Genomic DNA, 13,379 nt, shown 5'->3' with positions numbered 1-13,379 from the left:
CGTACGGTGGCGTTATAACCCGGCCACTTCATCACGCTGATTCGTTCATTGGTGGGTAGAAATGCCCGCCCGTCGGGCAGACTCGGGGGAGCCTGACCCGCGGCGACGAACGACCATGATGGAACGGATCGCGTTCTGGCACAAACAAGGTTCACCCGCGTCATGCGAGGGGAGCCGGTAGGGGGATGGCATGGGGCCTGCCGAACCGAATGGACTGCAGGACGACCGCCAACGCAAGCGGCCGCTCACCCGGGCGATGTTGGCCGTACCCGTGGTCATGGGCCTGTTCGCCGTGACGTGGAGCGGGAACCCGTCGCCCGCCCAGAACCCTGCCGCGCCGATGCCGCCGGCCGTGGTCCCGACGACCCCGGCGCCCGCGCCTTCTATCAATCCTGTCCTCTCCAGCCCGCTCTTGTCGCCGACGCCCAAGACCATCGGCACCACGCCGGTCATCTCGGCCGAGAGCAAGCAGAAGCAAGGCAAGCACGTCGCCAAGCTCATCGACCCGGAACTGACGCTCGACCTCGTGTCCGGCCAGACGCGGGTGATGGTGCTGAAGAACACACCGTTCCGCGTCCAGGCCGGCGACGAGCGGTACATGACCCTGAGCGTCATCAACACGAAGGAACTGATCCTCCAGGGCAAGGACGTCGGCACGACGGTCCTGAACATCTGGTTCGGCGACAAGGACGACCCCGCGAAGCAAGAGACGCTGACGTACCTCGTGCGCATTTACCCCGACCCGGAAGCGAAAGAGCGGTTGGAGAAGTCGTACAAGCAGTTGGAAGACGACATCAACAAGCACTTCAAGGACACGTCGGTGCGGCTGAAGTTGCTCGGCGACAAACTCGTCGTCAGCGGCCGAGTGCGTGACGCGCAGCAAGGGTTGCAGGTGCTACAAATCATCCGCGCGAACTTCGCCGGCCAGGGTGGTGGCGGCAGTGGCAACCGACCCGGACTCGGCGGCGCGACGAACGCCGGCGCGAGTAGCACGGCCGCCCAGGCGACGCAGATTCCGTTCGGGGAGACGGTCGCCATCGACCCGATCACCGGCCTCGCGTCGCCGACGGCCGAGAACTACATCACCACGGCCGGCAACAACAACATCATCAACCTCCTCGAAGTCGCCGGCGAACAGCAGGTCGCCCTCCGCGTGATCGTGGCGGAAGTCAGCCGGGCCGCCGCCCGCAGCATCGGCCTGAACTTCAGCGTGACCAACAAGCAGGGCGTGACGGTCTTCAGCAACAACAACGGCAGCACGAGTGCCGGCGGTGGCGGTATCGGCAACGGCAACGGCTTCGGGGGAGGGAACGGCATTAACGGTGGTGGCGGTCTGGGTGGCGCTCTGAGCGGCACGGCCGCGAACATCACGGCCGTCTTCGACGGCGGCAACATCCCGGTCGCCCTCACCGCCCTGCGGACCCTGTCTTACGCGAAGTCGCTCGCCGAGCCGACGCTGGTCACGCTTAACGGCCAGACGGCGAACTTCCTGGCCGGCGGCCAGTTCCCTGTGCCGATCGTGACGGGGTTGGGCAACAACAACGGCCTCCAGGGCGTCAGCTTCGTGCCGTTCGGCGTGCAACTCAGCTTCACGCCGTTCATCACCGACCGCGACCGCATCCGCTTGCAACTGTCCGCGAACGTCAGCACCCGCGACGTGTCCGTCGGGACGAGCATCGGCGGGTCGAGCGTGTCCGGCCTGAACTCGCGGAGCGTGAACACGGTGGTCGAACTGCGGCAGGGCGAAACGCTCGCCGTCGCGGGGCTGATCGAATCGAACCAGGGGGCCGACGCGAGCCGCACGCCGCTGTTGGGCGACGTGCCGTTCTTCACGCCGTTCACCTCGAACCGTCAGTCGGCCGGCGAAAAGGAACTGGTCATCTTCATCACGCCGGAACTGGTTCGGCCGTTGGAAGTGGGCGAGTGCCCGCCGATCCCCGGTGCCGACATCGTCGAGCCGACGGACATCGAGTTCTACCTGCTCAACCGGCTGGAAGGCCGCGTGGGGCCGTACCGCAGTGTGATCCGTACCGACTGGGGCCGCATCCGCCAGTTCGAGAAGGTCGAGCGTGCGATGCTCTGCGGGCCGAGCGGTTACTGCCCGGCGCCGTGACGCGGACGTTCCGCCACCGAACCCGTGTTCCTTGCCCAGGACTTCCCATGACCCTCTCTCGCCGGCTTCTCGCCGTTGGTTCGCTCGCGGTTCTCTCAGCCGGGAGCGGCTGCCTGCACACGCCGTTCGGCGACATCAAGGTGCCGAAGTCGATGGGCGGCACCGCGACCAGTTCTTCGAACGCGAACACCATCACGCCGCCGACTGAGGGGAATCTCACCGGCAAACAGGCGGCCACCCTCTCGACAACGCTGGCCGAGCAACTCGAAAAAGAAGGCAAGGAACGCGACGCGATCACCTACTACGAGAAGGCCCGCGATTCGGACCCTGCGAACGCCCTGAAGGCGTCGCGCCGCCTCGCCGTGCTGTACGATCGCGCCGGCGATTCGAACAAGGCGATGCACGAGTTCCGCGAACTGTTGGCGGCCCGGCCGAAGGATGCCGATCTGCACAACGACGTCGGGTACAGTTGCTATAACCGCGGTGAGTACGCCGACGCCGAGACCTACCTGCGGAAGGCCGTCGACCTTGACAAGCACCACAAGCGGGCCTGGGTCAACCTCGGGATGACGCTCGCGCAACTCGATCGGCCAGCGGACAGCCTCGCGGCCTTCGAGAAGGCCGTGACGCCGGCCGAGGCGAAGTCGAACCTGGCGTTCGTGCTGGCGACGAAGGGGAACCGCGAAGGGGCGACGAACTACTACCGACAAGCGTTGGCGGCCGATTCGAGTTTGAAGATGGCCCAGGCGGGATTGGCCGCGGTGGAGAAGAATCAGAAGCCGGAACCGCCGGCCGTGATCGCGGCCCCGGTCGAAGCGCCGCGACCAAATGCCGAGGCACCGGCGTTTGTGGTACCACCACCGCCGGTGCCTGCGACAGGAGAGTAACTTGGGTCGGTCGCCGCAGGCACCAACGCCTGCGGCCACCACTATGCTTGTTGGGCGATCAATTCGACGTGCGGCCGGGCGGCCGGCGGCGTGCCTTTCGGCATCTTCACCACCATCACGGAACACGGTGCGTCGCGCATGACGTGTTCGGCCGTGCTGCCCATCAGTTCCCGTTCCGCCCCCGTTCGACCGTGCGTGCCCATCACGATGACGTCGGTCTTCGTGTCGGCGGCGAAGCGGACGATCTCCGTGGCCGCGTCGCCTTCCAGCAGCACGTGCGTTACCGGAATCTTGGCGTTCGTCGGCCGGATCGTTTCCAGTTGCTCCAGCCAGTACGCCCGCTCCATGGCCGAGCGGCTCGGGTCCCGCGGCCGGAAGACGTAAATGACGGTGAGCTTCGCGCGGTAGTTCTCGGCCAGGCCGACCGCGTGGAAATAGGCCTGCGTGGAGAAGCTGGAGAAGTCCGTCGGGTAGAGGATTGTTCGAACGTTGAACATGGGAGGCCTCATTTGCCGGGGGAACCCGCCTTGGTGGATCCGGCACTACAAATTTACCCAACGCTAGTGTGTCAATCCATTCCGGCCGCGTGAAATCGGGGTGAAAACTCCTTAACTTCGTGAATGCTTTCACAAAGTCGCATTCGCGCCCGGGAAAACCCTGACGCATAGCCCCGCTTTTTAACGCAATCCGTGCCACCCGCGGAGGTGGCCCTTACGGGACTGCCGCGTCCTGGTAGAATCAGGATTACCACCTGCTCGATGGACCCCGCGAATCGTCATGAGGCCGGCCATGAAGTGCCAGCGATGTCCGAAACAGGCGACGTTTCACATCACGGAAGTGATGGGCGAGGAAAAGTTCTTCGACCTGCACCTGTGCGAAGAGTGCGCGCAAAAACACCTCGCGGACCCGGAAGCGTCGGTGAAGAAGGTGGCCGACAAGCCCGCCGCGGCGGTCGAAGACTTGTCCGACCTCGGCAACCGCCACTGCGAGGCGTGCGGCATCAAGTTCGTCGAGTTCCGCAACACCGGCCGCCTCGGCTGCCCGCACGACTACGACTCGTTCAAGGACGAACTGCTGCCGTTGCTCGATAACATTCACGGCGACACGAAGCACGTCGGCAAGACGCCGCGGCGACTGCCGAAGGTGAAGGCCAGCCAGACGGAACTCGCCAACCTCCGCCGGCAACTCCAGGTGGCCGTGACGAAGGAAGCCTACGAGGAGGCCGCCCAACTGCGGGACAAGATCAAGCGACTGGAAGAGTCGGAATAGTTTCAGGTTTCCGGTCTCAGGAGTTTCAAGTTCGAGGGTTGATCGGTTCTTGAAACTCTGAAACTGGAAACCGCGACGGAGGAAGCGGAATGAATCCGTGCCAGTTCTGCGGTGCCCCGGCCACGGTTCACCTGACGGACATTGTGAACAAGAAGAAGCGCGAGATGCACCTGTGTGAATCTTGCGCCCGCGAGCAGAATCTCATCCCGGACGCGCCGTCGCCGCAGTTGAACCTGCCGGCCCTGTTGCAACTCCTGATGAGCCAACTCGCCCCCTCGCCCAGCGAGGCGGACGCCGACGACCTCGACCCGGCGTCGTTGACGTGTCCCGACTGCGGGCTAAAGTATGCTCAGTTCCGGGCCGACGGTCGCCTCGGCTGCCCGGAAGATTACGACGTGTTCCTGCCCGTGCTCATGCCGATCCTGGAACGAGTCCACCGCGGCTTGCAACACCGGGGGAAGACGCCGAAAGCGGTGCAGGAACAGATGGCCAAGAACGAGATCGCCGACTTGAAGGCCCAACTGACCGACGCGATCGCGATCGAAGACTACGAAGAGGCCGCCCGACTGCGCGACCGCATTCGGGGAAAGGAAGCCGCGGGATGAACCTGGACAGCCTACTGCCGAACCTCGGCGAATGGCTCCGCGGCAACGGCCCGGAGTCGGACATCGTCATTTCCACGCGCATCCGCCTGGCCCGCAACCTGGCCGGATCGCCGTTCAGCAACCGCGCGTCCGCGGCGCAGAAGGCCGAAACCGAGGCCCGCATCCGCGACGCCATCGCCAAGCTCGACCTGCCGCACAAGCTCGACTACGTCGACGTGTCGAAGCTCACGCCGATCGACCGGCAGTTCCTCATCGAACGCCAACTGATGAGTCGCGAACTCGGTTCCGTGTTGGAGGGGCCGCGGGGGGTGGCGTTCGACGAGCGCGAGTCGGTCAGTGTCATGGTGAACGAGGAAGACCACCTGCGGCTGCAAGTGATGCGCAGCGGGGTCGCCCTTGAGGAAGCGTGGGCCGAGATCGACCACCTCGACGACTTGTTGGAAACGAAGCTGACCTACGCCTTCCACGAGCAGTTCGGCTACCTCACGGCGTGCCCCACGAACGTCGGCACCGGCATGCGGGCGAGCGTGATGCTGCACCTGCCGGCCCTGTCGCTGACGAAGGAAATCGAGAAGCTATTCCGGTCGCTTCAGAAGATCAACCTCGTCGTCCGCGGCCTGTACGGCGAGGGCAGCCGGGCGAGCGGCGACCTGTACCAGATTTCGAACCAGGTCACGCTCGGCAAGAGCGAGAGTTTGGTGTTGCGCGAGATTCGCGAGGTGATCTCGCAAATCCTCCAGTACGAACGCCGTGCCCGGCAATTGCTGGTGAAGGAACGCAAACAGGCGGAACAAGACCGCGTGGCCCGGGCCATCGGCACGCTCGGTTCCGCGACGATGATTACGTCCGAAGAGACGATGGAACTGCTCTCGACGGTCCGCCTCGGCATTCAGCTTCACCTGTTGGAAGACCTGCCGGCGACGACGGTGAACCAACTGTTCATTCACACGCAGGCGGCCCACTTACAGAAGCTCATGGGCACGCCGCTCGACGGCGAGGAGCGGAACTCGGCGCGGGCGAAGTACCTCCGCAACAAACTCCGTGAGTTGGGCGCGAGCCAACGATAAGTTCGGTAGGGAAGAACCGTGACGAAAATGCTGGCCGTCAAGGTGTTCGTATGGATCCGAAAGCGGTCGAGACGTTCAGCACGTTCGGGGTTGGTATTCTCTGCGCCGTTCTCGGCATCATCGCACTGGCTGTCTTCTTTACTGTCCTGAACTGGCTCAACACCCGCGGGGGCAAACCGGAAACTATCGCCGTCCGCGGCGTGTTGAAGAAGGACACTTGGGCCACCGTCCACATGCAGGGCGGGGAGACGTTTGAGCGGGTCCGGTTCGTCGGGTTCACGAGTACAGAAAGCTTCAAGACGCTCCTGCCGATGGACCTCAGCGGCATGGTCATTCTGGAAGATGCCGAGGGGCGGCGGTTCTTGGTCCGGGCTAAATCGATCCGGATGATAAGCATCGCTCCGCAGTCCGCCACGGCCATGCAGCCGGCCCCTGAATCTGGAACCCTCCCGGACCCGGTGGCGTAATTCGGCTCTGAAAATCACTCGCTCGTGCCCCATCCGGGATGCAACCGAATTGCGAATCTTCTTCCCTCTGGTCTTCGTCGCCCTTCTCCTCGTCTGGTCGTGGCTGCTCGTGAAGCCGGAGCCGGTGCCGGAATCGCTCCTCGGCGACGGCTTCGGCTTCGACCGTGAGACGCTGCACTTCGTGCTGGCAAAGTCGCTGCACCTGTCGGTCTATGCCTTCTTCGCGGTCTTCGGGGGCTTGTTGCCGGACTCGGCTCGCGGCCGGCGCTGGGTCTGGGGCGGCCTTGTGCTGCACGGCATCCTCAGCGAGATTGCCCAAATGATCGGCGCGGCCCACTTCGACACGCAGAGGCACGGCTGCGTTCGCGACATGCTCATCGACGCGGCCGGCATTGCCGTCGGGGCGGGCGTCGTGTTGCATCCTCGGATTTCTGCACTACGGTTGGGGAGACTCCGTCCCCGCGAGCGTGCCCGCCATGAAGTGCTGGAACTGCCACCACCTGAATAACGCTTCCGATGCCGAGTGTTTCATGTGCGGGGCCGTGCTGTACAGCGGCACGCCGAAGGCCCACGGGTCGCTGTACGTGTTCGTGGCCCTGTGCGTGTTCCTGCCGGTGTTCTCGGCCGCCGGCGGCATCCTGCACGTGTTGCCGCATTTCGGCGTGAACGCATCGCAACTGCGGGCGGGCGGGGCACCGGGGATCATCCCCTGGATTCTCGGCACGGCCGGCATCAGCGCGTGCCTGTACGTCACGCGGACGCCGTTCCCCCTGAAGGTGCAACTTCTGCTGTCGGCCCTCGTCGTGCTCGTCTGCTGGGGGGCGTACATCGGCTTCTCGGTCGGCCTGGCGAAAGAACTGACGGCCCCCCGCCACGCGGTCGGGGCCGTGCCATCGGCCGCGGTCACGCTTCGGGCTTAGGGACGATCTGCCCCGTGCGCGGGTCGAACGGCACGGACACGTGGTCGTGAACGATCTTCCACTCGCCGCCGGTCTTTCGGTAGACGGCCGTGCCGCGCATCCACATCTCCGCCGCCGGGTGTCCGGGCGGCCAGCCCGCGAACTGTGATAGCCAGTGAATCGCCGCCACGTCGCCGCCGGCCACGACGCGCACGTCGCGCGTCACCGGCGATAAACTCCCGTCCGGGAAGCACGGCAGGCACTGTTCCCACATCTGCCGGAGGGCGGCGTTGCCCTTGAGTTGGAACGGCGGCTTGATGTCGAAGGTGACGGCGTCGGCCGCGTAGAAGCTCATGATGCGGTCGAGGTCTTTCGCGCAGATGGCACTCATCTGGTCCGCGAGAAGCCTGTGAATCTGGGCCTCGTCGCGGGTGAGGGCGCTTTCGACGGTCATGGGATTACCTCTGGCGGCCTCCGGGAATCGGCGGCTTACGGGAGGTAGTCGAACGGCGAGCGAGGGAATCGACAGCAAAAACCGGTAGGGGTGAGAAAGGCAGATGCCTTTCTCACCCCTTCACCAAGTCACCCGTTCACCCCTTCAGGGGCTCACGCCCCGTCGCCGGCGTCGGCCGTCGCTTCGTCTCTCGCAATGCCCTTCTTCTTCAGTTTCGTGTGCAGCGTGTCGCGGGACATGCCGAGGATCTGCGACGCGCGACTGACGTTGCCGCTCGTCTGCTTCAGCGCCTTGCGGATCGCCCAAGTTTCGAGTTCGTCCATCGACAGGCTGTTCGGCAACTCGCTGCCGTTGGTTGGGGCGGCTTCCGTGATCGCGGTAATCGCGAGGTCGGCGGCGTCGATCGTGTCCGTTTCGCACATCACGGCCGTGCTCTCCAGCACCGCCCGCAGTTGCCGGACGTTGCCCGGCCAGGTGTAGGCTTGCAACTTCCGCATCGCGGCCGGCTTCAGGTGGAAGGTCTTGCGGCATTGCACGCTCAGCCGTTCCAGGAAGAAGCCCGCCAGTTCCGGGATGTCTTCCGCGTGTTCTCGCAGCGGCGGCACCTTCAGCGGGATCACCTTCAACCGGAACAGCAAGTCCTGGCGGAACTTGGCCGCCTTCACTTCCTTGTCCAGGTCGCGGTGCGTGGCGGCTACGACGCGCACGTCCACTTTCACGTCCTTCGTCCCGCCGACCGGGCGGAACGGCTTGCCCTCAATGACTCGCAGGAGTTTTGCCTGACAGTCGAGTGACAGTTCGCCGACTTCGTCGAGGAACAGCGTACCTTCGTCGGCTTGTTCGAACAGGCCGGGGTGGTCGCGGTCGGCCCCGCTGAACGCCCCCTTGCGGTAGCCGAAGAGTTCCGCTTCCAGCAGCGTCGGCGCGATGGCGGCACAGTTCACGACCACCAACGGGCCGGCCGTCCGGACGCTTTGCCGGTGGAGGGCCTGCGCGACGAGTTCCTTGCCCGATCCGCTCTCGCCGTGGATCAGCACCGTGAACGGTAGCGGAGCCGCCTTCGCGATCTGTTGCCGCAACCCCATCATCGCGTTGCTGTCGCCGATCAGTTCGTCGGCCGTCGGCACGGACGCCCGCAGGCGGTTGTTCTCGGCTTCCAACTTGCGCCGGTGGCGGTGGAGTTCGAGCGACTTGCCGAGGTAGCCACTGACGGCCTCGATGAACCGCGCGTCGCGGTCGGCGAAGGCGCTGCCGGTGCGGTAGACGTGGACGGCCGCGTACAGTTCGCCCTTTGTGGATAGCGGCAGGCAGAGGGCGTCGTGGTAGGCGAAGAGGCTCTCGGTCGGCGGGCGAACGTCGCCCTTGGTCGGGTCGTTGAACAGCCAGATCGTCTTTCGCTCGTTCCGCACCCGCTCGGTCAGCCGCCGGCTGAGGGTCGAGTCCACGGCGGCCGTGTCGGGTAGGATGAACCGCGGCGTCGGGTCGTTCGGGTCGAGGTTCAGGTACCCGGCCACCTTCGCCGTCGTTTGATTCACGATGACCCGTAGGGCCAGGCGGATGAGTTCGTGTGCATCTTTCGTCTCGACGGCGGCCGTCATGAACCGGCACAGGGCTGTCAGTTCGTCCACCTTCAGTTGCGACGCGGCCACCTCGGTGTCGGTCAGGCGGCCGGCGAAGCGGTCCACGTTGAACCCGGTCTTCGTCGCGTGCGGCGATTCCGACGGGGCCGGCGTGCGGTGGTCGGTGCCCGTTTTCGTCCCCGACAGTGGGTGCGACAGGCCGTTGGTCCGCGGCCCGGTCGGGGGCGGCGTGATGGCCGGCCCGGCCACGGTATGGAACCGCACGACCGCGTCGCCGATCTGAATCACCGACCCGTCGTTGAGTTCGGCCGCCCCGCTCACCTTGGTGCCGTTTACCTTCGTTCCGTTCAGCCCGAAATCGCGAACGACCCACCGGCCGTCTTCGTAGTAGACCTTGGCGTGCAGCCGCGAGGCCAAATCGTCTTTCAGAACGACTGAACTGTCGCGGCTCCGTCCCAGCGTCGCCGGCTGGCCGGGGGCCAACTCGAACAACGTCGGGCTTCCTTCACCGGCTTCGACCTTCAACCGTGCTCGCATGTCGTCCTCGGGAAAATCACCACCCGCAGATTCGTCTCGGCAGATCGTCACTCACGTCCTCAAACTTCTGTAGCATAGCACGGAGTGCGCGGCCGAGAGATTTTGCCGAATCGGTTCAGCTTCCGGCCTAGAATTCTACCCCCGGAAGACTGTTCGGCACGGCCGTTCGCTACCCATCCGACGAGTAACACGATGCAAACGATTCTCGAAGGCAAAGCCTACGTGCTCGGCGACAACGTCGATACCGACCAAATCATCCCGGCCGAGTACCTCACGTACAACCCGGCGATCCCGGCCGAGTACAAGATGTTCGGCAAGTTCGCCCTCTGCGGCGTACCGAAAGACGCGGCCGGCCTCCCGAAGGGGCACGTTCCCTTCCACGAGGGGGCCGAGGAATTTGTTTCGCCGTACAAGATCGTGGTCGGCGGCAAGAACTTCGGCTGCGGGTCCAGCCGCGAGCACGCCCCGATCGCCCTAGCCGCGGCCGGCATCTCGTGTGTGATTGCCGAGTTCTACGCCCGCATCTTTTACCGCAACTGCATCAACGGCGCGTACTTGGTGCCGGTCGAGTGTCCGACGCGGCTGATCGACACCATCTGCACCGGCGACGAGTTGCGGGTGGACTTGGCGAAGGGCGAACTGCTGAACAAGACGACCGGCGACTCGTGGCGGCTGAACTCGCTCGGCGAGATCACTCCGATCATCGAAGCCGGTGGCGTCTTCGCCTACGCGAAGTCGGTCGGGATGCTGAAGGGCTAACGGCAAGTCGAGCGGTGTCAGCCGCCGGGTGATTCCGCACGCCCGGCGACTCGCCAAGTCGTGCTTTGGTGGGGAGATTTTGGTGTGAATCCTCGCCTTCGCGTCCTCCTTCCTGGGCTATTCATAGGGTTTGGTTGGTCCACCATGTGCCTCACCCCGGCCCCGTTCGGCTTGATGTACGGGCCGTTCGCAATACTCGTCGGTATTTCACCCGAGGCACCGTACTACAACGAACGCGAGATGTGGATTGAGGCGACTGTCCTGTTAACCTTGATCCTTTCTCATCCGATTAAACCGAATGTCGCCACCGGAGTTTTGAGCGGCATCGGCCTGTTCCTGTGGTACTTTGTCGGCCTCATGTACATGAGCGACGGCGTCTGATCCCGGTGAGTGGTGCCCCGACGGCCGGCTGGCCATCGCTTTTGACACCTGTTCTCCTGCTCGTTACGCTGGTGGCGTTGCCTCCCGCAGTAGCGGGGCCGACCCGATCCCGAATTCTGTGATCTGGGGATTGGGATAAACACCTGTTCGGCGAAGGAGGACTTGCGGGTGGCATTATCGCCGGAACAGCGGAAGTGTGTGGCGTGGCTCATCGACGGACACCTCGCCACCGATTTCGACGAAGACACATTCGAAGTCCGCTGGGAGCAGGAGTTCGCCGCCCTGTCGTCACCCGAGTCGCTGTTCTTGTTTGCCTCGGAGTCACACCCGGCCCAAGAACCGGCCGAGTGGCGGCGGGTGCTTGACAGCCCGCACTGCGACATGGGCACCGCCCTGTTGGTATTCTGGCGGAACTCGCCGGTGTACCACTACGGTAACGAGCCGGCCAGCGGGTGGGACTTGGGCCGGTACGATCTGGTGCGGGAGATCGAGCGGCGGTACGCAACCGGCCAATACCCGTCTGCTATCGTCCGGTTCGATCCGGCCGCGTTCAAGGGGTTCAGCTTCCTTGCCGCGCACCCGGCGGCCGCGCTGGAGCGAGTGCCGGCGTACATGCGCCGCCCGAGCGCCGGGCTTCCGGTGGCCCCGCTCGCTCGCGACGACTTCGAGTGGGGCGTGGGGTTCGGGGGTTCGTGAGGCACGCCGAATCCGATCGCCGGTCGACAAGTGGCGATTCTTGAAGACGTCGTCGTTTCAAGGAATCGTCCGCGAGCCGATGCCGCCGGTTCGAGATTTGACACCCATTGGTGAAGAGGCAAACCGCTACTCTCGCGGGACCCGGCGGAGATTCCAATCGCACCGGCGGTTTGGAGCAGCAGGCCCCGCGTTTGAGTCTTCACGTACTCGAAACTCGTACCGCTTCGGTTCCGGCCTGCCGAACGGAGATGACATCGGGCGGTAGGGTTTGGTCCACGCCCGAGACGGCTAGAATCCCGCGATCGGGTCGGCGTCGATCATCGCGAGCAACTCGCGCGCGACGCCGCGTGTGACCCGCAGTTTCCCGGTATCGAAAAGCGTGTTCATGACGGTCGAGATCAGATTCCGCTTCAGCACCGGGTCGGAGTTCGGCGAGCCGGCCTTGGCGTCGCTCCGGCCGACCACCTGACCCATCTTCAGCCCGCCGCCGGCGAGCAATAGCGGAGCGAGACCGCCCCAGTGGTCGCGCCCGCCATTCTTGTTGATCGTCGGCGTTCGGCCCATCTCGCCGCAGGCCACTAACAGAATCTTGTCACTCAAGCCGCGTTGCCGGGTGTCCTCCAGGAACGCCGAGACGGCGTGGTCCAGCGGCGGGGCCGTGTAGCTCATGCCCTCGGTCATCGGGGCGTTGTTCACGTCGGCGTGCATGTCCCAGACGAAGTTCGTCGTTACCGTAACGAACCCGGCCCCGCGCTCGCACAGTCGGCGGGCCATCAAGAGCAGTTTGCCGAGCGTTCGCGCGTTGTCGGTGTAGAACTTGCGGTTGTTCAACTTCTTGTTGATTTTCTCGACGTCCAGCAGTCCCGCGGTGTCGTACCTCGCGAGCGTCTTCGGGTCTTCTTTCGTCAGGTCGAAGGCATCGCCGACGCCGCCGAGGAGGATCGAGAACGCCTTCTCGCGTGTGGCGTCCATCCCGACGGCATTTTCGTCGAAGGCGAGTTTCGCGTGGTCGAGGACGGTCAAGAGGGACCGGCGGTCGCCGAGCTTTTCTTGCGAGACGTTCAGCGTGAGATCTTTCTGGAAAGGACCGCCCCCGCCAGCGGCGAAGGGCGCGCTCGCCGGGCCAAACGGACCCGTCGAGAGGAAGTTCCCGAAACCGGCCTGGGCCGGTTGGCTCATCGCTTCCACGGCCTGGGGGAAGAGGGCGATGTTCCGCGGCATCCCGCTCACGGGGTGATTCGACCCGGCGGCAGAGGCGTACGCCGACCCGAGGTTCGCCCCGAACGAATCCTTCCCGACGATGGGCTTGATGTCGTGGTTGCCGTCGCCGGTGACAAACGAGCGGACGACCGAAAAGCGATCCGCGAGAGCGGCCAGCTTCGGGAACGTGCCGCCGAACGTGACGCCGGGGATGGCCGTCTTGATTTCTCCGGTCGCCGAGCGAACGCCGTCCGGGGCCGTCATCTTCGGGTCGAAGGTTTCGATCTGTGACGGGCCGCCGTGCAGGAACAGGAAGATGACGGACTTGTCCGTGAGCGGGCGGCCGGCCGTCGCGAGCGGCGACCCCGCCGGGGCGAGCGTGGACGCGAGCGACAGGCCGCCGAGGGCGAGGCCGCCGACGCGGAGGAACTCGCGGCGGGCGGTGGGGTCGCGGAAGGAGAGCAT

The 13,379-nt window shown here is 64.8% G+C and carries 15 protein-coding genes; 11 read left to right on the top strand and 4 right to left on the bottom strand.

The features are described from left to right. The first annotated feature begins 190 nt into the window (after positions 1–190). Positions 191–2,113 carry a type II and III secretion system protein family protein gene (locus tag PX52LOC_RS06230; protein WP_149109271.1) on the top strand — a complete coding sequence of 641 codons (1,923 nt, stop codon included), beginning with the start codon at positions 191–193 and terminating at the stop codon, positions 2,111–2,113. A gap of 47 nt (positions 2,114–2,160) precedes the next feature. Further along, on the top strand, positions 2,161–3,000 hold the full coding sequence (locus PX52LOC_RS06225; protein ID WP_149109270.1) for a tetratricopeptide repeat protein: 840 nt from the start codon (positions 2,161–2,163) through the stop codon (positions 2,998–3,000). Positions 3,001–3,041: 41 nt separating this feature from the next. On the opposite strand, the gene PX52LOC_RS06220 is transcribed toward PX52LOC_RS06225, so the two are convergent. Next, positions 3,042–3,497, bottom strand: a complete 456-nt coding sequence (locus tag PX52LOC_RS06220) for a universal stress protein (protein ID WP_149109269.1) — start codon at positions 3,495–3,497, stop codon at positions 3,042–3,044. 292 nt (positions 3,498–3,789) lie between these two features. On the opposite strand from PX52LOC_RS06220, the gene PX52LOC_RS06215 reads away from it, so the two are divergent. The 6 genes from PX52LOC_RS06215 (at position 3,790) to PX52LOC_RS06190 (ending at position 7,328) form a co-directional block, all read left to right on the top strand. Then, entirely contained in the window at positions 3,790–4,269 is a 480-nt protein-coding gene (locus PX52LOC_RS06215; protein ID WP_149109268.1) for a UvrB/UvrC motif-containing protein, read from the top strand. 89 nt (positions 4,270–4,358) lie between these two features. Beyond that, positions 4,359–4,874 (top strand): UvrB/UvrC motif-containing protein, encoded by a 516-nt coding sequence (locus PX52LOC_RS06210; RefSeq protein WP_149109267.1) that lies wholly within the window; start codon positions 4,359–4,361, stop codon positions 4,872–4,874. Further along, positions 4,871–5,941: a protein arginine kinase gene (locus PX52LOC_RS06205; protein WP_149109266.1), complete on the top strand. Its 1,071-nt coding sequence runs from the start codon at positions 4,871–4,873 to the stop codon at positions 5,939–5,941. The genes PX52LOC_RS06210 and PX52LOC_RS06205 overlap by 4 nt, the downstream gene beginning before the upstream one ends. Before the next feature lie 50 nt (positions 5,942–5,991). Next, positions 5,992–6,408: a hypothetical protein gene (locus PX52LOC_RS06200; protein WP_149109265.1), complete on the top strand. Its 417-nt coding sequence runs from the start codon at positions 5,992–5,994 to the stop codon at positions 6,406–6,408. A gap of 49 nt (positions 6,409–6,457) precedes the next feature. Beyond that, on the top strand, positions 6,458–6,916 hold the full coding sequence (locus PX52LOC_RS06195) for a VanZ family protein (protein ID WP_149109264.1): 459 nt from the start codon (positions 6,458–6,460) through the stop codon (positions 6,914–6,916). Next, positions 6,885–7,328, top strand: coding sequence for a hypothetical protein (locus PX52LOC_RS06190; protein ID WP_149109263.1), 444 nt, complete (start codon positions 6,885–6,887; stop codon positions 7,326–7,328). The genes PX52LOC_RS06195 and PX52LOC_RS06190 overlap by 32 nt, the downstream gene beginning before the upstream one ends. On the opposite strand, the gene PX52LOC_RS06185 is transcribed toward PX52LOC_RS06190, so the two are convergent. Beyond that, positions 7,312–7,761, bottom strand: coding sequence for a YybH family protein (locus PX52LOC_RS06185; protein WP_149109262.1), 450 nt, complete (start codon positions 7,759–7,761; stop codon positions 7,312–7,314). The genes PX52LOC_RS06190 and PX52LOC_RS06185 overlap by 17 nt on opposite strands. 152 nt (positions 7,762–7,913) lie before the next feature. Continuing rightward, positions 7,914–9,878: a sigma 54-interacting transcriptional regulator gene (locus PX52LOC_RS06180; RefSeq protein ID WP_149109261.1), complete on the bottom strand. Its 1,965-nt coding sequence runs from the start codon at positions 9,876–9,878 to the stop codon at positions 7,914–7,916. 192 nt (positions 9,879–10,070) lie between these two features. Between PX52LOC_RS06180 and PX52LOC_RS06175 the strand changes: the two genes are divergently transcribed. From PX52LOC_RS06175 to PX52LOC_RS06165, 3 genes are all read left to right on the top strand, one after another. Beyond that, positions 10,071–10,637, top strand: coding sequence for a LeuD/DmdB family oxidoreductase small subunit (locus PX52LOC_RS06175; protein WP_149109260.1), 567 nt, complete (start codon positions 10,071–10,073; stop codon positions 10,635–10,637). Positions 10,638–10,781: 144 nt separating this feature from the next. Next, entirely contained in the window at positions 10,782–11,018 is a 237-nt protein-coding gene (locus tag PX52LOC_RS06170; protein ID WP_149109259.1) for a hypothetical protein, read from the top strand. Positions 11,019–11,186: 168 nt separating this feature from the next. Next, positions 11,187–11,714: a hypothetical protein gene (locus PX52LOC_RS06165; protein ID WP_149109258.1), complete on the top strand. Its 528-nt coding sequence runs from the start codon at positions 11,187–11,189 to the stop codon at positions 11,712–11,714. Between the two features lie 288 nt (positions 11,715–12,002). Here PX52LOC_RS06165 and PX52LOC_RS06160 read toward each other — a convergent pair whose 3' ends face one another. Then, positions 12,003–13,379: a DUF1501 domain-containing protein gene (locus PX52LOC_RS06160; RefSeq protein WP_149109257.1), complete on the bottom strand. Its 1,377-nt coding sequence runs from the start codon at positions 13,377–13,379 to the stop codon at positions 12,003–12,005.

It is taken from the genome of Limnoglobus roseus, assembly GCF_008254045.1.
GTDB classification, from domain to species: domain Bacteria; phylum Planctomycetota; class Planctomycetia; order Gemmatales; family Gemmataceae; genus Limnoglobus; species Limnoglobus roseus.
This window is presented reverse-complemented; position numbering and strand designations above follow the sequence as displayed.